This is a genomic window from Acidobacteriota bacterium, from assembly GCA_026393755.1.
Taxonomy (GTDB): Bacteria; Acidobacteriota; Vicinamibacteria; order Vicinamibacterales; family JAKQTR01; genus JBAXOX01.
Genome location: JAPKZO010000028.1, coordinates 131,256 through 158,202, shown reverse-complemented (window position 1 = coordinate 158,202; position 26,947 = coordinate 131,256). Strand labels below are relative to the sequence as shown.

The 26,947-nt window shown below is 65.8% G+C and carries 22 protein-coding genes; 19 read left to right on the top strand and 3 right to left on the bottom strand.

Annotation, left to right across the window (positions count from 1 at the left end):
- Window positions 1-55 precede the first annotated feature (55 nt).
- Genes NTV05_11180 through NTV05_11150 form a run of 7 tightly spaced genes read left to right on the top strand, consistent with a single transcriptional unit; the run spans window position 56 to window position 8,468 of the window.
- Window positions 56-1,102 carry an SIS domain-containing protein gene (locus tag NTV05_11180; protein MCX6544957.1) on the top strand — a complete coding sequence of 349 codons (1,047 nt, stop codon included), beginning with the start codon at window positions 56-58 and terminating at the stop codon, window positions 1,100-1,102.
- Window positions 1,103-1,151: 49 nt separating this feature from the next.
- Complete coding sequence (locus tag NTV05_11175) at window positions 1,152-2,381, top strand: FAD-binding oxidoreductase (protein ID MCX6544956.1); 1,230 nt, start codon at window positions 1,152-1,154, stop codon at window positions 2,379-2,381.
- Window positions 2,374-3,588, top strand: a complete 1,215-nt coding sequence (locus NTV05_11170) for a geranylgeranyl reductase family protein (GenBank protein MCX6544955.1) — start codon at window positions 2,374-2,376, stop codon at window positions 3,586-3,588. The genes NTV05_11175 and NTV05_11170 overlap by 8 nt, the downstream gene beginning before the upstream one ends.
- A gap of 40 nt (window positions 3,589-3,628) precedes the next feature.
- Complete coding sequence (locus NTV05_11165; GenBank protein MCX6544954.1) at window positions 3,629-4,612, top strand: thiamine pyrophosphate-dependent dehydrogenase E1 component subunit alpha; 984 nt, start codon at window positions 3,629-3,631, stop codon at window positions 4,610-4,612.
- Between the two features lie 8 nt (window positions 4,613-4,620).
- Entirely contained in the window at window positions 4,621-5,604 is a 984-nt protein-coding gene (locus NTV05_11160) for an alpha-ketoacid dehydrogenase subunit beta (protein ID MCX6544953.1), read from the top strand.
- Between the two features lie 46 nt (window positions 5,605-5,650).
- Window positions 5,651-6,334: a lipid-binding SYLF domain-containing protein gene (locus tag NTV05_11155; protein ID MCX6544952.1), complete on the top strand. Its 684-nt coding sequence runs from the start codon at window positions 5,651-5,653 to the stop codon at window positions 6,332-6,334.
- A 13-nt stretch (window positions 6,335-6,347) separates the two neighbouring features.
- The gene (locus tag NTV05_11150; GenBank protein MCX6544951.1) at window positions 6,348-8,468 is read left to right on the top strand and encodes a hypothetical protein; all 2,121 of its coding nucleotides are present in this window, start codon (window positions 6,348-6,350) and stop codon (window positions 8,466-8,468) included.
- Here NTV05_11150 and NTV05_11145 read toward each other — a convergent pair.
- Window positions 8,461-9,378 (bottom strand): TIGR01777 family oxidoreductase, encoded by a 918-nt coding sequence (locus NTV05_11145; protein ID MCX6544950.1) that lies wholly within the window; start codon window positions 9,376-9,378, stop codon window positions 8,461-8,463. The genes NTV05_11150 and NTV05_11145 overlap by 8 nt on opposite strands.
- 30 nt (window positions 9,379-9,408) lie before the next feature.
- Here NTV05_11145 and NTV05_11140 point away from each other — a divergent pair, with 30 nt between their 5' ends.
- The 8 genes from NTV05_11140 to NTV05_11105 all read left to right on the top strand — a co-directional run bounded on the left by NTV05_11140 (window position 9,409) and on the right by NTV05_11105 (window position 20,580).
- On the top strand, window positions 9,409-10,449 hold the full coding sequence (locus NTV05_11140; GenBank protein ID MCX6544949.1) for an efflux RND transporter periplasmic adaptor subunit: 1,041 nt from the start codon (window positions 9,409-9,411) through the stop codon (window positions 10,447-10,449).
- 21 nt (window positions 10,450-10,470) lie between these two features.
- Window positions 10,471-11,397 (top strand): ABC transporter ATP-binding protein, encoded by a 927-nt coding sequence (locus NTV05_11135; protein ID MCX6544948.1) that lies wholly within the window; start codon window positions 10,471-10,473, stop codon window positions 11,395-11,397.
- 12 nt (window positions 11,398-11,409) lie between these two features.
- Window positions 11,410-12,771, top strand: a complete 1,362-nt coding sequence (locus tag NTV05_11130; GenBank protein MCX6544947.1) for a TolC family protein — start codon at window positions 11,410-11,412, stop codon at window positions 12,769-12,771.
- A gap of 87 nt (window positions 12,772-12,858) precedes the next feature.
- Window positions 12,859-13,794: an ABC transporter ATP-binding protein gene (locus NTV05_11125; protein MCX6544946.1), complete on the top strand. Its 936-nt coding sequence runs from the start codon at window positions 12,859-12,861 to the stop codon at window positions 13,792-13,794.
- Complete coding sequence (locus NTV05_11120) at window positions 13,791-14,909, top strand: ABC transporter permease (GenBank protein ID MCX6544945.1); 1,119 nt, start codon at window positions 13,791-13,793, stop codon at window positions 14,907-14,909. The genes NTV05_11125 and NTV05_11120 overlap by 4 nt, the downstream gene beginning before the upstream one ends.
- Window position 14,910: 1 nt before the next feature.
- A complete protein-coding gene (locus tag NTV05_11115; protein ID MCX6544944.1) occupies window positions 14,911-16,038 on the top strand; it encodes an ABC transporter permease in 1,128 nt (375 codons plus the stop codon).
- A complete protein-coding gene (locus tag NTV05_11110; protein ID MCX6544943.1) occupies window positions 16,038-18,308 on the top strand; it encodes a TonB-dependent receptor in 2,271 nt (756 codons plus the stop codon). Before NTV05_11115 ends, NTV05_11110 begins: the two co-directional genes overlap by 1 nt.
- 64 nt (window positions 18,309-18,372) lie before the next feature.
- Window positions 18,373-20,580: a hypothetical protein gene (locus tag NTV05_11105; GenBank protein MCX6544942.1), complete on the top strand. Its 2,208-nt coding sequence runs from the start codon at window positions 18,373-18,375 to the stop codon at window positions 20,578-20,580.
- A gap of 3 nt (window positions 20,581-20,583) precedes the next feature.
- Here NTV05_11105 and NTV05_11100 read toward each other — a convergent pair whose 3' ends face one another.
- The gene (locus NTV05_11100) at window positions 20,584-21,183 is read right to left on the bottom strand and encodes a sulfur transferase domain-containing protein (protein MCX6544941.1); all 600 of its coding nucleotides are present in this window, start codon (window positions 21,181-21,183) and stop codon (window positions 20,584-20,586) included.
- 125 nt (window positions 21,184-21,308) lie between these two features.
- On the opposite strand from NTV05_11100, the gene NTV05_11095 reads away from it, so the two are divergent.
- Together NTV05_11095 and NTV05_11090 are read left to right on the top strand one after the other, a co-directional pair.
- Window positions 21,309-22,703 carry an amidohydrolase family protein gene (locus tag NTV05_11095; protein ID MCX6544940.1) on the top strand — a complete coding sequence of 465 codons (1,395 nt, stop codon included), beginning with the start codon at window positions 21,309-21,311 and terminating at the stop codon, window positions 22,701-22,703.
- 33 nt (window positions 22,704-22,736) lie between these two features.
- Entirely contained in the window at window positions 22,737-24,341 is a 1,605-nt protein-coding gene (locus tag NTV05_11090) for a serine hydrolase (protein ID MCX6544939.1), read from the top strand.
- An 8-nt stretch (window positions 24,342-24,349) separates the two neighbouring features.
- Here the strand turns inward: NTV05_11090 and NTV05_11085 are convergent, their stop codons facing one another.
- A complete protein-coding gene (locus NTV05_11085) occupies window positions 24,350-25,417 on the bottom strand; it encodes a hypothetical protein (protein MCX6544938.1) in 1,068 nt (355 codons plus the stop codon).
- Between the two features lie 259 nt (window positions 25,418-25,676).
- Here NTV05_11085 and NTV05_11080 point away from each other — a divergent pair, with 259 nt between their 5' ends.
- Both NTV05_11080 and NTV05_11075 read left to right on the top strand, forming a co-directional pair.
- Window positions 25,677-26,408 (top strand): isoprenylcysteine carboxylmethyltransferase family protein, encoded by a 732-nt coding sequence (locus tag NTV05_11080; GenBank protein MCX6544937.1) that lies wholly within the window; start codon window positions 25,677-25,679, stop codon window positions 26,406-26,408.
- A gap of 3 nt (window positions 26,409-26,411) precedes the next feature.
- Entirely contained in the window at window positions 26,412-26,912 is a 501-nt protein-coding gene (locus NTV05_11075; protein ID MCX6544936.1) for a MerR family transcriptional regulator, read from the top strand.
- Window positions 26,913-26,947 lie beyond the last annotated feature (35 nt).

Below are 26,947 nucleotides of genomic sequence, written 5' to 3'. Positions count from 1 at the left end.
CGCCGGGGTGACGCAGCCAATACAGAATCCCGTCGCGAGACTCGAGGGACGTGAATTGACCGACTCCGTGCTGCGCGCCGAAATCGCCGAACAGCCAGAGGTGCTCTGTCGCCTCCTGCGTGACGGCGTGTCCGATGTTGAGAGAGTGGCCGAGCGGCTGCGGGCGCACCCGATCCGGCACATCGTGATTGCGGCACGCGGATCGTCCGACAACGCCGCCCGCTACGCGCAATACGTGTTCGGCGCCTACAACCGCCTCGTCGTGTCCCTGGCGACGCCGTCCTTGATGACGCGGTATCACGCGGCGCCACAGATGGAGGGCGCGCTGGTGGTTGGTGTCTCCCAGTCGGGCGAATCACCGGACCTGGTGGCCGTCGTATCGGAGGGGCGCAGGCAGGGCTGTCAGACGCTGGCCATCACCAACGCCGCGGACTCGCCGTTGGCGAAGGCGGCCCACCACGTGATTGAGCTTCGTGCGGGACCCGAGCGGAGCATTGCCGCGACCAAGACGTATACCGCCCAGCTCACCGTGCTGGCGATGCTCTCGACCGAACTTGCGCAGGACGAAGCCAGGCGGCGCGATCTGACGCGCATTCCGGAGTTCGTGGCGAGCGCGGCGGGCGTCGATGACGAGATGGTCGTGGCGGCGGCCGAGACGCTGCGCGGCGCACGGGGCGGAGTGGTCCTGGGCCGGGGATTCAACTTTGCGACGGCGTTCGAGCTGGCGCTCAAGGCCAAGGAACTGGCGCACGTGGCGGTGGAACCGTATTCGTCGGCTGATTTTCAGCACGGGCCGATTGCGTTGATTGAAACCGGGTTTGCTGCGATTGTCATTAACGTGGCCGGCGCGGTGAGCGAGGAAGTGGATGGGCTGATCGTCGACATCAACGGGCGCGGCGCGCGTCCGGTTGTGCTGTCGAATCTCCGTTCGTCGCTCGATCTGGCGGCGGCGCCGATTCCGCTCCCGGCCGACATGCCCGAGTGGCTGTCTCCCATTGCCGCGATCGTGCCTGGGCAGTTGCTCGCCTTTCACCTGAGCCGCATTCGTGGGCTTGATCCCGATCACCCGCGTGGCCTGCGCAAAGTAACGAAGACGACGTAGCGATTGTTCGTGTAAGATCGCGTCGCTCGGGATACGAGACTCTTCTGTCATGAAAACCCGCTACGGCGTTTCGTACTGGCTGGACCGGTTTCCGAAATCGCGACAGCCGCTGTACCCCAGGCATCGCGGGGAACTGACCACGCAGGTCGCCATTCTCGGCGGCGGCCTCACGGGCTGTGCGACGGCGTACGTGTTTGCGGCGGCCGGCCTTCGCGTGGCGTTGTTTGAAGCCGATCGTCTCGCGCAGGGCGGCACGGCGCACCATCCAGGGCTCCTGCGGCTCGAGCCTTCCGTGCCGTTCCGGTCGCTCGAGGAACGGTACGGCCGGCGCGCCGCGCGCCACATCTGGCAGACATTCAGGCGGGCGGGACTCGACTTCGCGGCGACGATTCGACGGCTGCACATCCGCGGGGAGCTCGTGACGGATGCCGCACTCCGAATAGGGACAGACGGGGCCGACGAGCAGGCTTTGCGCCGCGAGATGAAGGCGCTGCGTGACAGCGGCGTCGACGGCACGTGGCTGACACCGGGGCGTGTGCGTCTCGAGACTGGTCTGGAGACGACCGGCGGCATCAGGTCGGCCGGTGATGGCTACGTAGATCCGTACCGGGTTGCGATTGGTCTGGCCGCGTCGGCCGCAGGACGCAAGGCGGCGATTTTCGAGCGCACGCCCATCACGAGGGTACGCTCCCGATCGCGCGGCGTCGAATTGACCGTCGATGGCGGCCTCGTGAAGGCCGAGACGCTGATCGTGGCGAGCGATCATCCGCCGGCCGCCTACGCGCCATTGCGCCGCCACTTCAGCGTGATGGACGCGTACTGCGTCCTCACGGCGCCGGTTCCCTCGTTTGTACGCCGCGGGTTCGGGCGGTCGCGCGCCCTCGTTCTCGATCAGGAGGAACCGCGCCACGTGCTGCGCCGGACCAGCGACGAGCGAGTGCTGTTCATGGGTGCCGACCAGCCTCGCGTTGCGCCGCGGTCGCGCGAGAAGGTGCTGGTCCAACGTACCGGCCAGCTCATGTACGAGTTGTCCAGGCTCTATCCCGCCATCTCGGGCATCCGACCCGAATACGGCTGGGACGTGCCGGTATCGACAACGGCTGACGGCTTGCCGTGCGCGGGGCCGCACCGTAACTACCCGCATCATCTGTTTGCAATGGGCGTCGGCCACAACGGGAGCGCGGCGTCCTACCTGGCCGCGCGTGTGCTGCTGCGTCACTTCCTGGGCCAGGCCGAGAAGGGCGACGAACTGTTCGGCTTTGCGCGGATCCTTGGCTAAGTCTCCTGACGTCATCGTTGTCGGCGCCGGGCCAGCTGGCTCGACGGCCGCCCGCACCCTTGCGCTTGGCGGAGCGCGCGTCCTGATCGTCGACCGGGCCACGTTTCCGCGCTACAAGCCGTGCGGCGGGGGCCTGACCTGGCGAGTGCTTGCCAGATTCCCGTATCTGGAATGCGTCCTCCCGCGCATTGAGACCCACGCCGTCACGCGGCTCTACATGGAGGGACCGGGCGGACAGGCCGTCACCGTCGAAGGCGGCCGCCCGACCGTCCTGATGGTTCGCCGCACTGAGTTCGATCACCTGCTGCTGCAGTTGGCTCAGGAGGCGGGTGCCGAGTTGATTGAAGGTGCCGAGATCTCCCGGGTGGAGTATCGGGGCGGGATGGTCCACCTCGAAACGCGCGAGGCCCGCTCGTTCGAGGCCCCGCTCGTGGTGGCCGCCGATGGCGTCCACAGTGTGGTGGCGAGGCGCCTGGGGTTCAACCGGGGATGGCCTTCGTCGAGCGTGGCGCTCGACATGATGGAGGAGACGCCGGCCGACCAGTTGCGCGCGACCGACGGAACAACGCTGTGGGTATCGTTTGCGCCTGATGCCGCTCACGGGTACGGCTACATCTTCCCGAAGACGAACTGGGTCAATGTGGGCGTGGGCTACCTGCTGTCGTCATTCAAGGCCGATGTGTCCCGGCCGCCGTACCAGGTGCACGAATCGTTCGTGGCGAAGGCGAAGAGCCGCGGCTTGCTGATTGGCGCGTCCGATCGGGCGCGGTTTACACCGTACCAGATTCCAATCGGGGGACCGTTGCCGGTGACCGCGCGGCGGGGCGTCTATCTGGCGGGCGACGCCGGCGGCTTCGTCAACGGGTTTTCCGCCGAGGGCATGTTCTTTGCGATGGTAACTGGTGATCTCGCCGGCCGCGCGATTCTCGCCGGCCCGTCGCCTCGCCGGTACCGCCGGTACTGGCGCCGGGAGATTGGCACGGAACTGCGCGATTCGCGCCTTCTCAGCCGGTACCTCTTCGCGGATCTATCGCGCGTCGATCGGCTCGTGCGAGCCGTGCGCGTCATTCCGGACGTCAACCGGCTGCTGGTGTCCTACGCGGTCGGCGAACTGAGCTACCAGGAAGCACGACGCCAGTTCCTGATCCGCTTCCCTCGCGTCGGCATGCGGCTCGCGGCGAACTTTCTGCTGGGCCTGGCGCGGTAGACCGGCAGGCGGTTGGTGCTAAACTGCCTTCAGGCCTTCTATGCCATCGATCAAACGACACAAATTCAAGCTGTCGTCTGAACAACTGCTCGAGATGTTGTACTGGCTCAAGCTCATCCGGTCGTTCGATGAGCGACTGAGCATTCTCGTCCGTCAGGGGCTTGTGCGCAGCGGCGTCTATTCCGGCATCGGTCAGGAGGCGATCGTCGTCGGCACGTGCTACGGGCTGCGGACAGAAGACTACATCTGTCCACTCCATCGCGATCTGGGGACGTTCCTGATCAAGGGCGTGCCGGCGGGCGTCATGATGGCGCAGATGTATGGAAAGGCCACCGGGCTGTCGAAGGGCCGCGACTCCGCGCTGCACAGCGGTGTGCCCGAACTGGGCATTTTCGGAAACACGAGCATGCTCGGCGCGAACGCACCGGTTGGCGCCGGACTGGCGTTGACGTTCAAGCTCGAGCAATCCGACAACATTGTCCTGGTTTATTTTGGAGAGGGCGCGTCGAACACGGGCGACGTGCACGAGGCGATGAATTTCGCCGCCGTCCACAAGCTTCCGCTGGTGTTCATCTGCGAGAACAACATCTACTCGTACTCGACGCCGATTGAGAAGTCGATGGCCATCGAGGATGTGGCCGATCGCGCCGACGCGTACGGATTCGACGGCGTGGCCATCAATGGCAACGACGTGCTGGCCGTGTACCAGGCCACGCAGGGCGCCATCGCGCGTGCGAGGGCCGGAGAGGGCCCCACGCTCGTCGAATGCAAGACGTATCGCTGGCACGGCCACTCGGAGCACGACAAACCGTTCTACCGGACGGCCGACGAGGAAGCGGTGTGGAAGAGTCGCGACCCGCTGCCGACCTTCACGTCGTATCTTCGAGGCCAGGGCGTGCTGACCGACGACATCCTTCAGGGGATCGACCAGCGCATTCGGACCGAGATTGACGCCGCGGTGGCGTTCGCCGAGAGCAGCCCGGAGCCGTCACCCGAAGACGCGGCGACGGATCTCTATGCGTGATCGCTGACATGTCCCACGAACTGACCTACCTGGAAGCCATCCGCGAGGCGCTCGTCGAAGAGATGCGCCGCGACGACAAGGTGTTCGTGCTCGGCGAGGACGTGGGTGCCTACGGCGGGGCGTTCGGCGCCACCAAGGGGCTGTACGACGAGTTTGGCGAGTACCGCTGTCTTGACACGCCGATCTCCGAATCCTGCATCATCGGCGTCAGTGTCGGGGCGGCCCTGCGCGGCTACAGGCCGGTGGCCGAGATGCAGTTCGGCGACTTCATCACCTGTGGTTTCGATCAGATCGTGAACCAGGCCGCCACGCTTCGCTACCGCTACGGCGGACGCGCGGCATGCCCCCTGGTCGTTCGCGCACCGGTCGGGGGCAACGTGGCCGGGGGACTCTACCATTCGCAGAATCCCGAGTCGTGGTTTGTTCATCGCCCGGGATTGAAGGTGGTCGCACCAGGCACCGCGTGGGATGCGAAGGGCCTGCTCAAGGCCGCCATCCGGGACGACAACCCGGTGATCTACCTGGAACACAAGTACCTCTACCGGCGAGCCAAGGGGCCGGTGCCCGAAGGCGACGAGATTGTGCCGATTGGGAAGGCTGCCATCCGGCGCGAAGGTCGCAATGCTACGCTGGTCACCTATGGCGCGATGGTGATGCCGGCGCTCGAGGCGGCAGACCGCATGGCGGGCGAGGGCGTCGAAACAGAAGGGATCGATCTGCGGAGCCTGGCGCCCTGGGATAAAGAAGCTGTGTTTGCCTCGCTCGACAAGACCAATCGCGTCGTGGTCGTGCACGAGGATGTGAAGACGCTTGGGATGGGGGCAGAGATTTCGGCGGCCATCATGGAAGAGCGGTTCGACAAGCTCGATGCCCCGGTGATGCGCGTGACGTATCCCGACGCGCACTGCCCGTTTTCGAGCGTGCTCGAGCAGCACAATCTACCGAACGCCGACAAGATCACCGAAGCATTGAGACGGCTCGTGGCGTACTAATAGGGATCAGGCTGTGTTTGTTTTCGAGTCATGACTGGAGGCGATGATGAAGTGGCGAATCGTGGCATGTGCGGCGCTGGTCACCGCGTTCCTGTGGCCGGTCCGCGCGGTCGCGCAGCAGGACCAGGCGGATCGCATCCGGCGCGCCATTGCGGTGTTCGAGGAGATCATGCAGGCGCCCGACAAGGCGGTGCCCAATATCTATCTCAAGAAGGCCGAGGCCATCGTCGTGCTTCCCGGGACAATCAAGGGCGGATTCGGCGCCGGCATCCATCGTGGCCATGGCATTCTGAGCGTTCGTGATCCCAAGACCAACACGTGGTCGCCGCCCGCGTTCATGACGCTCACCGGAGGCAGTTTCGGCGCGCAGATTGGCGTGGAAGAAGTCGACATCGTGCTGATCGTGCTGAATCAGCGAGGCATCGAGAATCTCCTGCGCAACCAGTTCAAGATTGGCGCTGATGCCGGCGTCGCGGCTGGTCCTGTCGGCCGCGATGCCGAGGCCTCGACCGACATCCAGATGCGCGCTCAGATTCTGAGCTACTCGCGCACTCGCGGCTTGTTCGCGGGAGCGACGCTCAAAGGGTCGGCTCTCACGTCCGATGGCAACGCGAACTCGGATTTCTACGGCCGGCGGCTCTCCACCAGCCAGATCGTGTACGAAGGCGTGGGCGCCACCGTTGATCCGGTTCCGGCGTGGATCGCCATGCTGAAAAGGTATTTCCAGTAAGGCCAGATCCTTGATGTTTCAAGCGCGCCGCTTTCGAAATTTCGGCTTCGCGGCGACGTGCGCGCTTGTTGTGCTGTTGCCGGGTCTGAAGACCCGGCCTCCAGATCCAAAGACCCTGCCGACAGCTCTCCCGGTTCTCGCCGGCAGCGTGATCGCCGCGCAACAGACGCCACCGGCCGGACAGGTTCCGGCCATTCCGGTCGAGATCGTCGTCGTGACCAGGGATGGCAAGGTCGCCGACGGCCTGACACCGTCCAGTTTTGCCGTCGCCGTCGATGGCAAGCCACGGCGCGTGTTGTGGGTGCGTTATGTGAGCCGAGGCCCTGGTGCGACAGGCGAGGCTGCGCGGCGCCTGTCCGGTCGCACGGACACACTCAGCTTTGCTGCCGAACCGGCTCGCAACGTCCTTGTCGTAGTCGACGAGTTTTCGATTCTGCGTGGAAGCGAACGCCTGGTGGGCCAGGCGGCTGCAGCGCTGGTCGACCGCCTGGGTCTCGACGATCGCGTCGGGGTTCTCCGCATTCCTGTCGCGCGCGACGGGCAGTTGGCCCTGACGACCGATCGGCCGGACGTTCGGAAGGCTTTGGGCCAGATTGTCGGGCAAGCCGCGCCATCGCCTGGACTGGGCGTGGCTTCACCCTTTGCCAAGCCACAGATTCCCGTAATCGACTCGAGCCGCGCGGCCGGCGATCCCGACCGGTCCGCACCTCCAGAGCGCGAGCGCCCGCCGGACGAACACCGCGTTTCGGGCCGAGTAGACGACGAGGCCGCTTTGCAGCCAGGATTTCTTCACCACTTCCAGCGTACGCTGGACGCGGTGCGGGAGTCGCGCGGCCGCAAGATCATTGCAATATTCTCGACAGGATTTTCCCAGGGCGAGGAATCGAGAATCGCCGATGTTGCGCGCGCGGCCCTGGCGGCGCACGCGACCATCTACGCGATTGGCCTGCCCGGTGCCCGCGACGACGTGGCCGACCGGTTCGATGTCGGGGCAGTGGAGCGGCTGGCCAGGGCGACCGGCGGCACGTTCACGATGCTCGGCAAGAACGCGGACAAGAGCCTCGAGCGTGTGATGCCGGAACTCGCTGCGAGCTATGTCCTGGGAATCGAAGCGGGACCGGCCGATGCCGATGGCGGCCGCCACACCCTGCGCGTCGAGACACCGCGACAATCGCTCACCGTTCGCGCCCCGGGGTGGTTCGTTCCGCGAGCGGACGTCGACGACCTGGTTCCGGCGGTGGCCGCGCCGCCGATCGAGAACGCTACGGCCGCTCCGGGCGTGGTGCCCAGCCGGTCGTCAAACGCGCGGGCGAGCTCACCGGCAGCCGCGCCTGCCACCCTGTCGCCGCGCGAGATCGAACTGCAGCGACTGGTGGCCCGCGCCGCCGACTATGTCGCCGGGTACGAGCGCGAGTATTCGCTGCTGGTGGCCGAGGAGACCTACATTCAGTCGACGAAGTACCAAAGCCAGCAGATCCGATCCGATCTCCTGCTGGTCCGGCCGGAGCGCACCGACGGCTGGGTGTCGTTCCGCGACGTCTACGAAGTGAATGGCCAGGCCGTGCGCGATCACGATGATCGCCTGAAGCGGCTCTTTCTCGATTCGAGCACCGAAGCCCAGGCTCAGCTGGTGCTGATCAAGAACGAGAGCGCCAGGTACAACATCGGCCAGATCCAGCGGAATATCAACGTGCCCCTTTTCGCATTGTCGTTCCTGGAGCACAAGAACCTCTGGCGCGCTCGCTTCAAGCTCGGCGGGACCGAGGAGGTTGGCGGTGTGGTCTCCACGCGGATCGACTACGAAGAAACGGGGCGGCCCACGCTCGTGCGGCACAACCAGGATACCGACATTGCCGCTCGCGGGTGGTTCCTGATCGATCCCGCAAGCGGCGCGATCACCGGTTCGCGGATGGAGTTCACCTTTCCCAGCGAGAGCATTATCGAGTTTACCGTCAAGTACACAAGGGATCCGACGTTAGGTTTGTGGGTGCCGGTCGAGATGAAGGAGGCCTACTCTCGGAGCCCGTACAGCTCGATCGACGCGACTGTCGGGGCAATCGACGCGGTCGCCACGTATTCGAAGTTCCGGCGCTTCCAGGTGAAGGCCGAGACCGAAATCAAGATCGTCAAGTGAGCAGATTCGACAACGCGCGCTCCAGCGTGGCGTACCTGAACGAAAACCCGGCGCTGATCGCGCGCTCGGGCATGACGCGCTGGCTGAACAGGAGCAGCGGGCCGGCCATCTCGCCGAGCGCCGCTCTCAGGGCGAAGGCCGGGGCGGGCAGCCACGACGGTCGGCGCAGCGCGCGACCGAGCGTACGAGCGAACTCCGCATTGGTCACCGGGGCTGGCGCCGTTGCATTGACCGGACCCGAGACGTTCTGTGCAGCAAGCAGCCACACCGCAAGGGCCACCCAGTCGTCGCGGTGAATCCACGACACAAACTGGCGGCCCGATCCGAACGGCCCTCCCGCGAACAGCCTGAACGGCAACAGCATTTTGGCCAGCGCGCCGCCGCGTGGGTCGAGGACGAGGCCGGTGCGCAGCAGAACGACCCTGGTTTCGCCGCTCTGTGCCAGGCGCGCTTCGGTTTCCCAGTCATTGCAGAGCGAGGCGAGAAAGTCTGAACCGGCTCCGGCGTCTTCGGTCAGGACGTCGTTGCCGCGATCACCGTAGAAACCAATCGCCGACGCGTTGATCAGCAGCGATGGCCGGGGCGATGCCCGATCGATGAAGTGCACGAGGGTTCGGGTGGCGTTGACGCGGCTGGCGACGAGCGCGGCCTTGCGCGCCGGCGACCATCGGCCGTCGCCAATCGACTCGCCGGCGAGGTTAAAGATGGCGTCGATCGGGCCGCAGGCCTTCGCCCAGAGACCCGCTGAGCCATCGGGTGTCCAGGCGATCGTCCGCGGGCCCGTCGCGCGGCTTGCAGATCCCGGATTCGCCCGACGTGAGAGAATGCTGACATCGTGGCCGGCGGCGGTGAGGGCAGTCGTAAGATGGCTGCCAAGGAAGCCCGATCCGCCGGCGACAAGGATTCGCATCGGTACAGAATATCAAGACGGAGACCGTCCATGACGCCGTTTATGCACCGCCAGATCCTGCGCCACGCCACCGTCTGGGCCGCCGCCGCGGCCGTCCTGTTGACCGGGCCGTCGTGCGCGAAGAAGGCACCGGCCGACCGTGTCCGCGTGTCGGGTTACGTCGAGGCCACCGAAGTGCAGGTGTCCGCGGAAGTCGGCGGCCGCCTGCTCGACCTGAAGGTGGCCGAGGGGGACCGCGTTGCCGCCGGCAGCGTCGTGGCGCAGATCGACACGGCCGACGCGCTGCTGATCCTCAAGCGGGCGCAGGCGGATCGCGAGGTCGCCGACGCGCAACTTCGTCTGCTGCTCGCCGGTGCGCGCGTCGAGGATGTCCGGCAGGCCGAGGCGACGCGTGCGGGCGGTGAGGCCGATCTGGCCGCGGCCAGGGAAGATCTGATGGCTGCCGACCGGGATCTCAAGCGCTTCGAGTCGCTGATGGCCGCCAATTCAGGCGTCGAGAAGCAGCGCGATGATGCGGCGAGCAGAAAAGAGATGGCCAGCAAACGCGTCACGAGCGCCGAGCAGCGGGTCCGCGCCTCGGCCGAGGCGCTCAACCGGCTCAAGGCAGGTGCCCGCCCCGAAGAGATCGAGGCCGCCCGCGCGCGCCTTGCCTCCATCGACGCCCAGATCGGGATCGTCAATAAGGGCATCAAGGATGCGACGGTGTTGGCGCCCATCAGCGGCTTGGTCACGCAGAAGATGGTCGATCAGGGAGAACTCCACGCGCCGGGAGTGCCGCTCGTTGTGATGGCCGACCTCGACAACGTGTGGGCAAACGTGTACCTGGACGAGCCCCTGGTGCCCAAGGTGTCGCTGGGCCAGACCGTCACGCTCTACACGGATGCCGGGGGGCCTGGCATCGAGGGCAAGATAACGTTTATCTCTGCCAAGGCCGAATTCACGCCGCGCAATGTTCAGACCGCCGACGAGCGATCGAAACTGGTCTTCCGGCTGAAGGTGAGCGTGGACAACCGCAAGGGCGTGCTGAAGCAGGGCATGCCTGTCGAGGCGGAGATCCTGTTCGCGAAGTAGCCGCGATTGCCGCACACCCGTATGAGCGACGCCGCCATCACGCTTGACCACGTGACGAAGCGCTTCGGCCAGGTGGAGGCCGTCGGCGGCGTGTCGTTCGACGTCCGGAAGGGCGAGATGTTCGGGCTGATTGGTCCGGACGGCGCCGGCAAGACCACGACAATTCGCTTGCTCTGTGGCCTGCTACGCGCCGATGGCGGCACCATCACCGTGCTCGGCAAGGACCCGATCACGCAGCATCACGCGATCACCCGCACGGTCGGCTATTTCTCCCAGCGTTTCAGCCTCTACGGCGATCTCACCATCGACGAGAACATCGCGTTCTTCGCGGAGATCCACGGCGTGAAGGGCTACCAGGCGCGGCGCACCCGGCTGCTCGACATGATGCAGTTGACCAGGTTCCGGAATCGGCTCGCCGACCAGCTGTCGGGCGGTATGAAGCAGAAGCTCGCGCTGGCCTGCACGCTGGTGCACGAGCCCAATGTCGTGCTGCTCGACGAACCGACGACGGGAGTCGATCCCGTGTCGCGCCGCGAGTTCTGGCGGCTGCTGTCGGAGTTCCTGTCGCAGGGCATCACGATCTTCATGGCGACGCCGTATCTGGACGAAGCCGAGCGTTGCTCGCGTGTGGCGCTGATGAGCGAGGGGCTCGTGCTGGCGCTCGACCATCCGTCGGCGATTCGCGCCACCTTCCCGGGCGAGATCGTGGAGGTGATTGCCGAGCCGCAGGAGAAGGCCCTGGCCGTCGTGCAGCAGGATGCGGGCGTGCGGGACGTCCAGACGTTTGGCGAACGCCTGCACGCACGGCTGGAGAAGGGCCAGGGAGAAGCGGCGGTCGCGCGGATGGGCGGGGCGCTCCAACGGGCCGGTGTCGAGGTCACCAGCCTCCGCGTGGTGGCGACCAGCCTCGAGGATGTGTTCATCGACCGCGTGACTCGCGCGCAATAACGCAGGATGACCATGAGAAACAGAACAAGTCAGATTGTCTGTGTCACCGGCACGCTGGCCGCGATGATGCTGGCCTGCGCCGCGAGCGGGCGGGCGCAGACCGCCGGGACGGCAGGCGCACCGGACTCCGTCCGTCTGACGGTGGCTGATGCGATCGAGTTGGCGCTCAAGGCCAGTCATCGCCTCGGTGATTTCGAGGCGCGCGAAGACGCGGCCAAGGCGGGTGCCGCCGTTCGGGCGAGCGCCGGCAAGCCCATTCTCAATCTGCTTGGCGGGTATACCCGGACCAATCATGTCGACGAGTTTGCGATTCAGATTCCCGGCACGCCGCCGCGCGTGATCTATCCCGACCTGCCGGACAACTGGCGAACGCGTCTCGATGTGCAGTGGCCCGTCTACACGTCCGGGCGGCTGGCGGCACTCGGTCGAGCGGCGCAGGCCGAGCAGGACGCTGCGGGGAAGGACGTGGCCACGGTGCGGGCCGACATCCGGCTCGATGCCGCGCGCGCGTTCTGGACGCTGGTGACCGCGAGCGAGTCGGTCAAGGTCGTTGAAGAAGCCCTGAAGCTGGTCGAGGCCCACCTCCAGGATGTGCGCAACATGCTGGCCGTCGGGCTGGTCGCGCCCAATGACGTCCTGACCGCCGAGACGAACCGTTCGCGCCAGCAGGTGCTGCTGATTGAAGTGCGGAACGCCCGCGACGTCGCCGATGCCGACCTGCGGCGGGCAACGGGCCTTGGGCCGACCGTCCGCATCGATCTTGCCGCAGCGCTCGACGGACCGCCGCCGGGCATTCCGCCGTTCGACCAACTGCTGGCCGAGGCCAGGAAGGACCGTCCCGAGCGTCAGGCCCTGCAATTTCGCGCCGAGGGTGTCGGCCAGCAACGCACGGCGGCTGCGGCTGCGTCGAAGCCTGTCGTGTCGGTGGGCGGCGGCGTCGATTACGCCCGCCCCAACCCGAGGATCTTCCCGCGCGCGGGCGCATGGAACGAGTCGTGGGACGTCGGCGTCAACGTCGCGTGGCTGTTGTGGGACGCGGGACGAGTCAAAGCCGAAGTGGCGCAGGTCAGCGCCGCCGAGCGAGCCGCACAGCAGCGGCTGGCCGAGTCCGACGCCGTGCTCGACTTCGACGTGCGGCAGCGGCAGCTCGATTTGACCTCAGCCGTGGCGTCGATTGGCGCGGCCACCGCCGAGGTGGCGAGCGCCACCGAGGCGAGGCGCGTTGTCGCCGAGCGCTTCAAGGCCGGCCTCGCGTCGAACACGGACGTGCTCGACGCGCAGCAGGCGCTGCTCGGCGCGAAGCTCGACCGCACGCGCACGCTGGCGGCGGTCAAGCTGGCCCAGGCCAGGCTCGATCGCACAATCGGCCGTTGATCGGACGACCACTCCCGGAGTGATTGTTCCCGAACGTTCGGGAACAATTACTCCGGGAGTAATTGGCTTGGTGTAGGGGATCACTGGATGCCGGCTGTCACGGTTCGCGATCTCACACGGCGCTTCGGCGCATTCGTGGCCGTGGACCACGTGTCGTTCGACGTCGCACAGGGTGAGATCTTCGGGTTCCTCGGCGCCAACGGCGCGGGCAAATCCACGACGATCCGGATGCTGTGCGGACTGCTCAAACCAACTTCCGGCACGGCTCTGGTCGGCGGCATCGACGTCGGCCGCGACCCGGAAAACGTCAAGCGCCGGATCGGGTACATGTCGCAGCGGTTCTCGCTCTATGAACTGCTGACGGTCGAGGAGAACATCACGTTCTTCGGCGGCCTCTACGGTCTCGATGACCAAGCCATCGCCCGGCGCCGGGACTTTGTGCTGGAGATGGCCGGTCTGCACGGCCGGGAACGCACGCTCGCCCGCGACCTGGCCGGCGGATGGCGGCAACGGCTGGCGCTCGGATGCGCGATTCTCCACGAACCGCCCATCCTCTTCCTTGACGAGCCCACGGGCGGCGTCGACCCGGTGTCGCGCCGCCAGTTCTGGGCGCTCATCCATCAACTGTCACAAGGCGGCGTGACGGTATTCGTGACCACGCACTACCTCGACGAAGCCGAACACTGTCACCGCCTGGCGCTGATGCAGGCCGGCCGGATTGCCGCGCTCGGCACCGTTCACGAACTGAAGGGCGTGTTCGCCGACCGCGCGGTGGTCGAAGTGCGCACGCCCTCGCCGATGGAGGCGCTGCGCGCGTTGGACGCGGTTCCGTCGGTTGAGAAAACGAGCCTGTTCGGCACCGCCCTTCACGTGTGGCTCCGGCCGGGCAAGCGCGACACGCAGCCGCTCGTGGATCGGTTCGCCGAGCTGGGCCTGAAGACCGACTCCATTGAGTTCGTGCAGCCGTCGCTCGAGGACGTGTTCATGGACGTGGTCGAACGCGCAGGCGGAGGCCCGGCATGAGAAAGGCCCTGGCTGTCGGCCGCAAGGAGTTCTGGCAGATCGTGCGCGACGGGCGCACCCTGATGATTCTGCTGTTTGTCCCCGCCTTCTTCCTCGGGCTCTACGGATACGCCCTCAACTTCGATATCCGGCACATCCGGCTGGCCGTGATGGATCGCGAGCACAATCCCGACAGCCGGGAGCTGATCTCGTCGTTCACCCACTCGACGTTCTTCGACATCGTTGCCACCGTGACCTCGATGACCGACATCGAGCGGCTCATGGACCGCGGCGAGATCCGCGCGGCGCTGGTCATTCCGGAGGGCATGAGCCGCGACCTGAGGTCCGGCCGCGTCGCGCAGGTGCAGGTGCTGATCAACGGCGACAACGCCAACACGGCAACCACGGTATTCGGGTACGCGCAGGCGATCGTTCGCGGCGTGTCCGCGCAACTTCAACTGGAGATCATCACCGGGGGCCGTCTGCAGCCGCCGATCTCCGCCGAGCCGCGCATCTGGTACAACCCCGAACTCACCAGCACGCTGTTCCTGGTGCCGGGCCTGATCGGGTTCATCGTGATGATCAGCAGTGTCGTGTCCACATCGATGTCGATCGTGCGCGAAAAGGAACGTGGCACGTGGGAACAGGTGCGGATGGCCCCGATCAGCAACGTGTCGTACGTGGTCGGCAAGACGATTCCGTACTTCGCGATTTCGCTGGTGTCGGCGTTCTTCATCATTGCGGCCGCGATGCTGCTGTTCGGGCTGCCGATGCGGGGATCGTGGCTGCTCCTGCTGTTTGCGGTGTCGCTGTTCCTGGTTGGCGCGCTGGGCACCGGGCTGCTGGTGTCTACGCTGGTCGATTCCCAATCGCTCGCGTTTCAGGTCAGCCTGCTGATCTCGATGCTGCCGACCATCATTCTGTCCGGCTTCATCTTTCCCATCGCCAGCATGCCCGCGCCAATTCGGGCCATCACGTACGTCGTGCCCGCCCGCTACTTTCTCGCCGCGCTGCGAGCCATCGTCTTGAAGGGCGTCGACCTGCACGTCGTCAGCACGCAACTGGTGGCGCTTGGCGTATATGCCGTAGGCGTGCTCGGGCTGGCCTCGGTGCGACTCGGAAAGGAGAAGGTCTGAGATGCGACGGCTCGGCTTTCTCATCCGCAAGGAATTCCAGGAGATCAAGCGCAACCCTCGCATGCTGCGCGTGCTGCTGATCGCACCAGTGTTTCAGCTCGGGATCCTCGGCTATGCGGCGACCACGGACGTCAAGAACGTGCCCATGATGGTCGTCGACGCGGACCGAACGGTGGCCAGCCGCGATCTGATCGGTCGGTTCGAGGGCTCGCCGTACTTCAGCGTGACTGGCGTGACGTCGCGGCACCAGGATGTTGATGACGCGCTGCAGCACCGCACCGCGTGGATGGCCGTATCAATTCCGGCCGGCTACGGGCGGGACATCGCCGACGGCATTCCAGTGACCGTGCAGGTGATCGCCGACGGCACGGATTCGAATTCGGCTACGGTCGGATTGGCTTACGCCACCAGCCTGATCGCGGAGAAGGCCGTTGACGTGGCGCTGTCGAGACTGGGTGCCGGCGGAGTCGTGCTGCCCGTCGGCTCAATTGAGGCCCGCACACGCGTCTGGTTCAACCCTCAACTGCTGAGCCAGTGGTTCATGGTACCGGGCGTGCTGGCACTGCTGTTGATGATCACGACGACGGTGCTCGGCGCCGTGGCGATTGTGCGGGAGAAGGAACTGGGCACGCTGGAACAGCTCAACGTCACGCCGCTTCGCCGATGGGAGTTGACCGTCGGCAAGCTGCTGCCTTTCGGGCTGATTGGCGTCATTCAGGTGTTCCTGGTCGTGGCGGTGACCGTGCTGTGGTTTCAGATTCCGCTGCGGGGCAGTTTCGCCCTGCTGTTCGGGCTGTCACTGGTCTACCTGTTGTGCACGCTGAGCCTCGGGCTGCTCGTATCGACCATCTCGGCGACGCAGCAGCAGGCCATGATGACGGCGGTGTTCTTCTTCGTCGTTCCGATGATCTACCTGTCCGGGTTCATCTTTCCAATCGAGAACATGCCCCGCGTCATTCAGCCCCTCACGTACCTGATTCCGCTCAGGTACTTCCTGGTCATCGTCCGCGGGATCTTCCTGAAGGGCGTTGGATTGGAATCGTTCTGGCCGGACGCGCTGATGATGCTGGCGTGGGGAGTGACCGTGCTCACACTGGCCACCATGCGGTCTAGAAAGACGCTCAGGTAATGGCCGTTGGCGCGATCGGGGCGATCGGTGTCGCCATCCTGCTGCAAGCTGCGTCGCAGCAGCCGGGTCCGTGCCGCCTGTCCGGAACGGTCGTGGACCAGGCGTCGCGCGCCGGCGTGGCTGGCGTGGACGTCGTCGCGCGGCACGACGACACCGTCGCGGCATCCACGACCACCAGCGCCGACGGCGGCTTCGAACTCCTGAACCTGGCGCGCGGCTCATATCTGCTGGCCGCGTCCGCGCCGGGCTTCGCCGAGATCTCACCGCTCCGCGTTGAACTCGCGGGAGCGCCGTGCGACGCCATCGTCGAGGTGGCGTATCGGCTGAAGATGCAGGTCGAGTCCAGAGGCGCCGCTCCACGATTGCCCGACGCGACGACCATCACGAACGCGGCTGCACCAGTGTTGACGGGAGCCGCGATTGCGGCTGCCCCTGGCGCGCTCGAGGACGTGTTCCGCGCGTTTCAGTCGCAACCCGGCGTGGCCGCTTCCCAGGACAACCGCAACGACCTGCTCGTGCGTGGGGGAGGCGCCATAGAGAACCAGACGCGCATCGACGGGTTCGATGTGCCAAACCCGAATCACTTCGGGGCGCAGGGCGGCACCGGCGGAGGCCTGTCGATGATCCCGCCGTGGCTCATCGATGTCGGCACGATCGAGGCTGGCGGGTTCTCCGCCTCGTTTGGCGAACGGATGTCCTCGGTCGCCGACATCTCGCTGCGGCCGGCAAAGGCCGGCCGCCTGCACGGCATGCTGGGCTTTGGCGTCGGCGGCGCGATGGGCGAGATCGAACGGCCGTTTGGCGACGGCAAGGGGTCATGGGTCGTTTCCGTGCGGCGCAGCCTGCTCGAATTGACGTTCCACGAGGAGGGAGGGCAGGTCGTCCCGAAGTACGCGGACGCACTGGTGCGCGTCGAACGGAGGGTGGGCGGCAGACACAGTGTCAGGTTCCTTGGCATCGGAGCCAGTGATTCCGTCCAGATCGAGGATTACGACGGAGGGACGGACCGGATCGACGGCACTGAACGGGTCGGTCTGGCCGGGGTGAGGCTGGACTCGACCTGGTCGCCGAAGACCGCCTCGACCGTGGTGGCGAGCATTGGCACGAGCGAGATCGACGCAAAGTCCCGGAACGGGGCCATCGTCGATGGACTCGATCGCGGGCGCGATGTGGACATCAGGTTCAGAGCCGATCTGCGGCGGCAGACGCGGATTGGCAGCGTGCTGGCTGGCCTGGCCGTCAAGGCCTTCACGTTCGACTACGAGTTGCTCGCGTACGGCGTCTGGACGCCCTATTCGCCGATTCGCGAGAACATCTCGGCGAAGAGCCGGCAGTCGTTCGCCGATGTCGCCGGATACGTCGAGACGACGAAGCCGCTGTTCGGCCGGGGCCGGGTGTCAGCGGGCCTGCGTGTCGACAGATGGGGCGCGTCGGGGATCACGACGGGAAGCCCGCGCCTCAAGGGCGACTACCTGCTCGGGAACCGGGCGAGGCTGGTCGGCTACTGGGGCGAATATCGACAGGCCGTGCCCTACATCTGGATGGCGAGCGCGCCGCAGAACGTGTCGCTTGTCCCGATCGCGTCGACACAGGGCGGTGGGGGTGTTGATCTTGAAATGCACCGCGGGGTTCACCTTGGCATCGAAGGATTCGACAAGCACTACCGCAACTACCCGGTTGACCGCCTGGCGCCAGGCCATGTGCTGGTTGACGCGGTGGCGGACTTCGAATCGCCGTTTGTCGGGCAGCTGACAAGCGGCGGCAGAGTTCGTGCCCGAGGTGTCGATACCGTGGTGTCGGCGAGTCCCGGCGAGCATCTCAAGGTTGTCGCCAACTACTCGTACTGGCGGGTGTCACAGATGGGCTTCGACAATGTCTGGCGGCGGGCCCAGCACGAACTTCGCCATCAGGCCAGACTGGAACTGAACTACACCCGCCCCGCGAACTGGGCTGCCAGCCTGCGGTGGCGCTACGTGAGCGGTCATCCCTATACGCCATTCAGCCCGACGGCCTCGATCAAGGCGGGCCGGGCGGTCTTTGATCTGACGCGCATCAACACTCTCGAGTACGCGCCGTACCATCGGTTGGACGTTCGCGTCGACAAGACGTTGACGCGCGGCCGCGCGTCAGCGATCGTCTACTTCGAGGTCGACAACCTCTATGACCGCGACAACCTGCTGATCTACCAGTGGGACCGGAGGCTCCGCCGCCCGAAGCCGACCTATCAGTGGGGCCGGACGTACGTCGGGGGCCTGCGGGTGGAGTTCTAACGATCAGTACGAAGTGAGCCACTGGATCTGAGAGGTCCGGTGTCTAATGGCAGTGGAGGAATGAATGCGACTCCTGGTTCCCGTCACGTGCGTCGTTGCCCTTCTCGCCCAGGTCCCCGGGCTTGCGCAGCAGGCGCCGGCCGTCCCGCCGAAGAATCCGCCCCCGGCGGCGCCGCTCGTTGGCGGGCCCATTGTGACGGGGATGCTCGGCAGCGCGCCGGCACGACTGCCCGTCAAACGTGTCGTGCTCTACAAGAACGGCGTCGGGTTCTTCGAGCATCTCGGCCGCGTGCGCGGTACCGAGCAGGTGACCATCGACTTCACGAGCGGTCAGTTGAACGACGTGCTCATGTCGCTCACAACAGTCGATCTGGGCAACGGGAAGGTAACCGGGGTCAGTTTCAACACCGATGATCCCGCCAGCCGGAAGCTGGGGGCGCTGTCGCTTCCGATCGGCGAGGACACCACGCTGCTGGCGGTTCTTTCCGCGCTGCGTGGAGCGAAGGTCGAAGTGCAGAGCGCCGGCGGCCCGGTGACGGGACGCATCCTGGCGGTCGAGCAGCGGACGCGCGGGGAGGGCGACAAGCAGGTCGACGCACGCGAGCTGGCAATTGTCACCGACGCCGGCGACATCAAGAGCTTTGACGTCACACCGCGTCTTTCGGTGCGTGTTCTTGAAGGCGACCTGAGGACGGATATCCGCCGGTACCTCGACATCGTGTCGTCCACGCGGCAGAAGGACCTGCGGAGGATGTCGATTGCGACCGCTGGCGCTGGTGAGCGGCAACTCTACGTGAGTTACATCAGCGAGGTGCCCATCTGGAAGAGCACGTATCGCCTCGTGCTTCCCGCAAAGGCCGGCGACAAGCCGCTCCTTCAGGGCTGGGCGATTGTCGACAACACCATCGGCGAGGACTGGACCAACGTCGACCTCTCGCTCGTTGCGGGCTCGCCGCAGTCGTTCATTCAGCCGCTGTCGCAGCCGTTCTACGGGCGGCGGCCTGTGATCCCGCTGCCGTCGGCCGCGCAGTTGACGCCCCAGACGCACGACGCCGCGCTGTCGCCGGACGCGAAGATGGAAGCGGCGCCGGCAGCGCTAATGGCAGCGCCCCGGGCGCCGGTGCGCGTTGGCGGCAACCTTGCCGGCGGCTTCACTGGCGGCATCCCCGGTGGGGTGGTTGGTGGCTTGGTTGGTGGAATGGCCGAGGCGGTGACGGTCTCTGCCGCAGCCAGCATGGTCGACGCACTCTACGCGAATGCCGACGCGGTTGGCAGCGGCGTGCAGGGCCGCGAACTGGGCGACCTGTTCGAATATCGGCTCAAGGAACCTGTGACGATCCGCAAGAACCAGTCGGCGCTTGTCCCGATCGTGTCAGCGGCGGTCGAGGCCGAGCGCGTGTCGGTGTGGAGCAGTGCATCGCCGGCGCAGCGGGCGCGCAGCGCCGTCTGGCTGACCAATTCGACGCCGTTCACGCTCGATGGCGGAAGCTACTCGGTTCTGGAGGACGCCACCTTCACCGGCGAGGGACTGATGGATGCCGTCAAACCGGGTGAGAAACGGCTGTTGTCGTACGCGGCCGATCTCGCTCTACTGGTCGACTGGAAGCAGGATCCTGCCGGGCCCGAGCGCGTCAGCAGCGTGCGGATCGCGAAGGGCACGATGATCTTCCAGCGCGAGTTCCGCGACAAGCGCACCTACACCGTGCGCAACCAGGACGCGAAGGCCAGGATGCTGGTGGTTGAACACCCAAACCGGGCTGGCTGGAAGCTGGTCAGCGCGACGAAGCCGGACGAAACCGCGCCCAGCGTCTACCGGTTCCGCGTACCGATTGCGGCGAAATCCACGGCGACGCTAGCGGTCGAAGAGGTACGCCCGGTGGAATCGACCTACCAGGTGTCGGCCGTGACCGACGAACAACTCACGCTGTTCGTCAGTCAGCGCACGTTGACGCCTGAGGTGGAGCAGGCGTTGCGGGCCGTGATGGCCAAGAAGGGCGAGATTGCGGCAGTGGTCTCCGAGATCAACGCACGGAACAACGAAAAGGGCCAGATCTTCGCGGATCAGGAGCGGCTGCGCGAGAACCTGAAGGCGCTCAAGGGCAGCGCGGAAGAGAAGAATCTGGTCACGCGGTACACGCGCCAACTGGACGAGCAGGAAACCCGGCTCGACGCGATCAAGCGCGAAATCGCCGATCGCGTGACGAAGCAACAGAAACTGCAGAGCGAACTCGACGCGCTCGTGCAGGCGCTGTCATTCGACGGACGAAAGTGAAAACTATTTTGCCTGCGCCTTCTTCACGTAGTCCACGGCCAGCGTCTTTAGAGCTGCCGACGTGAGGCCGATTGACTCGGCCTCGGGCAGCGCTTTGTCGATGGTCCAGCCATCGACCAATACGCGCTTGAAGAACCACATCGCCGAAGCCCGGCCTCCAGACGCACAGTGGAACAGCATCGGCCGGTTTGCCGGGTCCTTTACGGCAGCCAGAAACGTGTCGACCGCGGACTGGAAGTTTGCGTCGGTGTGCCGGAAGGGTGCGTGGATGAACTTCATGCCGGCCTTCTCGACGGCCTCCTTCTCCGACGCGACATTGGCGCCCTCCTCGTCGGACGGCCTGAAGTTGACCACCGCGTTGTAGCCGCGCTTCTTCAGTTCGGCGGCGGCTTCCGGCTTCATTGCCCCGCCGCATGCAAACGTGTCGTCGACGGGTGCGAAGTTGACCACGCCCGGAAAGTCCTGGATTTTTGTGGCCTGTTGTGCGGCCCCTGACACAGAGGGTGGCGAGCCAGCCGGCGTTCCGGTCCGCGCCAGGGCGGACCCGGCGAAGATGAGCACTACAACGAAGAGTCCAACCGACGTGCGCACGCGATTCTTCATAGGTTCCTCTCAATGGAGCACGAAACGACAGCCCTACCCCTGACCCACAATGATACGACGTCAGCCATCGAGACGAGGGTCCGGGCCGCGTCCCCGTCAGACGCAAGAAGGAATATGATCTCACAGTGTTCAGTCCGAACCGCTGGTTCCCGATCCTGTCGGCCGCGCGGGCAACCAGGCGCATCGTGACGCTTGTCGCCGTCCTCGTCCTCGGCACCTTCATCGCCGCGCAATCGCCTGCGCCCGCCACTCCACCAGACGCTTCCTCCGTTCTCATCACCGGCGCACGCATCCTCGACGTGGTCGCCGGGAAGTACCTGGCGGTCGGAGCCGTGCTGATTGAGAAGGGACGGATCACGAGCGTCACGGAGGGGCTGCCGCCGAATGTTCCAGACGCGGTCAGGCGTCTCACTCTGAAAGATGCGACGCTTGTGCCGGGCCTGATTGACGCGCACGCGTGGGCGGCACCGACCAGCGATCTGGACGCCGACTACTTCTACATGCTGAGCCTCGCGCACGGTGTGACGACCACCCGCGTGGTCAACGTGCGAACCGCGTGGGGCGTGGCGCAGCGCGGGCGTTCGGCGTCTGGTGCGATCGATGCGCCGGCATTGTCGACCAGCGGACGCGGCATCGATCAGGCGGCGAGCCCCGGGCGCTTGTTGTTTGACGCTCCCGATGCGGCTGCCGCGGCCGACGAAGCGGCCCGCCAGGTGGCGTCCGGCGTGGATTGGATCGCGGGGTACGACAACGTGACACCGGATGCATACCGGGCGATGGTTGCGGCGCTGCGAGGATCAAGAGTCCGCATCTGCGCTCAACCCGGCGCGTCTTCCATGCGGGATCTCGTTGCCGCCCGCGTCCATTCGATCGAGACGCTGGCGTATCCGACTCAGGCTAGGACAGGCACGCCGGACGAGACATGGCTGGCGGCCTCCGCCAAGGAACTGGCGACGCTGGCCATCAGTCTGGCGCGGGCGAAGATCACCCTGGTACCGATGCTGGCGGCTGGGCGGGCGCGGGCGTACCCCAAGGCGGCCGCCAAGGACGCGTCGCTCCAATTGCTGCCAGCCGCGCGCCGGCAGGCGATTGTTGACGCGCTTGCGAAGCTCCCACCGGCAGAAGTGACCCGGGCGCGCAAGGTGTGGACCAGTCAGCTGGCATTTATCCGCAGGTTCGTCAGAGCTGGTGGCCGTGTGGCCGCCGGCTCAGGCTTCGAACTGGGCGGGTACCCGGCGCCTGGCGTCGCGGTGCAGCGGGAAATGGCGGCGCTGGTGGAAGCCGGCCTGACGCCCATTCAGGCCATTCGCGCGGCGACGATCAACGGCGCGCTGATGTTGGGACGCCCCGCCGCGCAGTTCGGCATCAAGCCTGGCCTTGACGCCGACTTCTTCATCGTAGCGGGCGATCCGCTGAACAATACCGCCGATCTCGCCCGAATCTCCTCGGTCATCCGGGGCGGCCGCGTATTCGACGCCAGCGAGTTGCTCGCCAGGAGCCGCGTCGCGATGACTAAGTAATCAGAAGCCCCTCCGATTTCGTATACTGCACGGATGCGCACCCTACGCCGCTGGGGCTTCGCCCCGCTTGCCGTCCTTCTACTCGTCAGCAGCATTCACGCCCGGCAGTCAGCGCCTGTCGCGGCACCAGCACCCGCACCGCCCGCCGCGCCAGCCGATCTCGACGCCTGGGTCACTCGCGCAATGAAGACGTTCGAAGTGCCCGGTATCGGCCTGGCCATCGTCAAAGACGGCACGGTGGTGGCGGCCAAAGGCTACGGTGTCCGCAAGCTCGGCGATCCGGCGCCTGCCGACGGCCGGACGCTTTTCGGCATCGCGTCGAACACGAAGGTGTTCACGGCAACGGCGATCGGGCTTCTGGTTGAGGAAGGCAAGGTTGCGTGGGACGCGCCGGTTGTCCGCTATCTGCCCGGCTTCCAGATGTGGGATCCGTTTGTCACGCGCGAATTGACCGTGCGCGATCTGCTCGTTCATCGAAGCGGGCTGGGCCTCGGAGCCGGCGACCTGTTGTGGTGGCCGTCATCGACGTACAACCGCAAGGAGATTGCCGCACGGCTCCGCTTCATCAAGCCTGCCACCAGCTTCCGCAGCGCCTATGCCTACGACAATGTGCTCTACCTCGTGGCGGGCGAGTTGATCGAGACCATCAGCGGCCAGAGCTGGGAGGATTTTGTCAGCACGCGGATTCTCGCGAAGGTCGGCATGACCGGCAGTAACGTGCGGCACTCCGCTGCGGCGGCCTCGGGCAATATCGGGACGCCGCATGCCAGCGTGGATGGCAAGGTCAGGCCGATCGCGCCCTTCGACAGCGACAACACGAATCCGGCAGGTGGCATCAACTCGAGCGCCGAAGACATGGCGAAGTGGATGCGCGTGCTGCTGGCCAACGGGCGTCTCCCTGACGGCTCGCGGCTGTTCTCGGAGGCGACGGCCCGTCAGTTGACGACCATCGTCACGCCGCTCTCGCCATCGAATCCGCCGGCCGAGCTGGCGCCTCAGCGCAACAACTTCTCGGGCTACGCGCTGGGGTTGAACATCCGCGACTACCGCGGAAAGAAGATGGTGACGCACACGGGAGGACTGCCCGGCTACGTGTCGAGGGTGATGTTGCTGCCTGAGATCGGCCTTGGCGTGACCGTGCTCACGAACCAGGAATCCGGTGAGGCCTTCGATTCAATCGCGTACCACGTCGTCGATCACTATCTCGGCGTGACACAGCAGACCGACTGGATTGAGGCGTACCGCGCCGTGGCGGCGCGGCAGGACGCCAGCGGGGCCGACGCTGAGAAGAAGGCCGCCGCCGCGCGCGATGCCACATCGAAGCCGTCGCTGCCGCTGGCCGGGTATGCGGGCACCTATGCTGATGGATGGTACGGCGACGTCACCATCGCGGTCGAGCAGGGCAAGCTCGTGATGCGCTTCTCGCACACGCCGTCGCTGGTAGGTGACATCGAGCACTGGCAGCACGACACGTTTGTTGTGCGATGGAGGGACCGCGAGTTGCGAGCCGACGCGTTCGTGACGTTTGCGCTCAACCCGGACGGATCGATTGACCAGGCGAAAATGCAGGCCGTGTCGCCCGCCACCGACTTCAGCTTCGACTTTCAGGATCTGCTGCTGAAGCCGGTCAAAAAGTAGGGGCGCTCCTACCGCTCGACGGTCACCGTCACGGCATCCTGCAGGCGCACCGTGATTGCCGTGCCGGCCTGCAACGTGGCGACACTGCGTTCGCCGCCCATCACGCTGGCGGTTCCGCCACCGGCTCCGAGGGCGCCGCCGAGAATCGCACCCTTGCCGCCGCCGATAATGGCGCCGAGAATCGCGCCTCCCGCAGCGGCCGCCCCGATCTTCGTTGCGCTCTGTGCACCCTGGGACTCGCTCTCGCGGAAGATCGTGTCCGTACGGATGGGCACGCGCGTCGCCGCGGCATCGGCGAGCACGAGCGTGTGGAAGCGAACGCCGAGCCGCGCTTTGCCCTTAACCTTGCCGCCGCGCTCAACGACCGTCACGACACCAAGGACACGGGTGCCGGCCGGGATCGCGACGGTTCCGCCAATCCTCACATCGCGCGTCACCTTGGCTTCGACCGGGTCTTCCACTTTCGCCTCTTCTGTCGAGGTCGTGGTCATCACCTGCAGTCCGAGCACCGACTCGGCCTGCACGACGACTTCCTCGAACGTCGGAAGCGGACGCGCAGGCTCCTGAGGCGCCGACGCCTGAGTAGCCGGAGCCGAAAGCACCGGCGATTCGACACTGGCCGGCGTGCCTGCCGCGGCGGCTGTTCCAGGCCGCCCGGTGACGATCATGTCTGAAGCTGAAGCGGTCGGCCGGGATGAGGCGGGGGCTGTCGGAACTGACCGCGTCGGTGCCGGCCTGGTCCGGGCGCCAGAAGCCACGGATGTTGCAGGCGGTGTCGCTGTCTGGACCGGGGCGACGTTCAAATTGGCCGGTGTGATCGGAGGCTCCTGAACCGCCGTTGCCGTCGCGGCCGGTGCGGAGACACCGATAGGGTTCACTCCTGCCGCGGCCGTTGTTTCGGCGGCTGGCCTGGACTCAGCGCCCTGCGTCTGTGCCCCGCCCACGGCATCTTGGGCCGCTGGCGGCGCGCTGGAGACGGCAACGGTCGACGACTGCCTCATCGCGACAAATCCACCCGCAGCGGCAGCCAGGGCGCACACGACGAAGAGCACGATGATGGTCAGTGTTCTGGGCATACTTTCTCTCCCGCGTTCTCTCTACCCGTCGGTAGCAAGTCCCGTACCTTCGGCCGGACCCCGGATGCCGCCGGAACACCGTTTGGTTTCATCAGTTTACCAAAACCAGTCCCCTGAACGGGTGTCGCCGGTGGGTGACAGGGCGTCCTTGTGCGGTTTCCTCAGGCGCGTCGAGACGCTGTCAGGCGGCATAGCCAGGGGCTCGAAATCCGCCCCGCATTTGCAAATAGGGCGTCCCCCCATGCAGAATGGCTGCGCGATGAGGCTTCTTGACCGTTTCGTCGACGATGGCGACCGCCTGTTCCGCTGGCGTAGCTATTTCCCGTTGCTGATGGCGCCCGTTCTTCTCGTCGGCCTTTGGACCTCCTCGTCGCCATTCACCCCGGGCACCCAGGAACGATTCTGGGAGACCTGTTCCATTCTTGTCGCGCTGTCGGGCCTCGGACTTCGAATGTGGGCGGTCGGTTCGGCGCCGTCCGGAACCTCGGAGCGGAGCACCGTCAACCCGCGCGCGTCCCAACTGCGCACGACCGGCCCGTACTCGATCGTCAGGCATCCGCTCTATCTGGCCAACGGGCTGATGGCCCTTGGCCTGGCGCTCTTTCCGGGGATCTGGTATCTCCCGATCATTCTCGTGTTGTCGACGCTGCTTTACTACGAGCGGATCGCCGCGCGCGAAGAGGCCTTTCTCTTCGAGACGTTCGGGCCGGCGTTTGATGCCTGGGCCAATCGCGTACCGGCCATCATCCCTTCGATTGCCTGTTATATCCCCGCCACCACATCGTTTTCCTGGAGGAAGGTGGCGCGTCAGGAGTTTCACGGTCTGATGGTCGTGGCGGCTGGCGCCTTCGTTCTCGATGGAGCGCAGGAATCGTGCCGGGCGTGGCGTTGGACGGTGGACGACATCTGGCTCTGGTTCTTTGCGGCGAGCGCCGGGATTTTCGTGGTGATGGCCGCCATCAAGAAGGGCACGCGGTTGCTGGAGAGTTGACGGATGCGCCTGAAGCAGTACTACAGCTCGCGAGACGTCACGGCATTGACCGGTCTCACCGCCGGTCAACTGCGCTGGTGGGAACGGCAGAAGCTCATCGAGCCGGCGCTCGCGTCGCATCCGACCGAGGCCGGCGGCTTCACAGAGCGCCGCTACACACCGGTGGATCTGCTTGAGATCATGGTGCTGGCCGACCTGCGCCGCCGTGGGTTTTCGCTTCCGCAACTGCGTCAGCTTATTGACACGCTCATCGACCACTTCGGCATCCGCCTCTTCGAGGCGTCAGGCGACGGCGGGCCGCTCACGCTGCTGACCGACTGCCGCGACATCTACGCGCGCACGACCGACGGACGGTTCTTCAACCTATTGAAGGACCCGAAGCAGCCGCTGCTCGTCGTTGGCGAAGAAGCCCGCTTCAAGAAACTGGCGTCTCGGGCGCGGCCGCGAAAGAAGCGGAAGCCCGCACCAGCCGCCCGCACTGCTCCCGATGCATCGGCCCGTTGATTCGGTGAATCTCACGTCATGCTTGCCCATAGGAG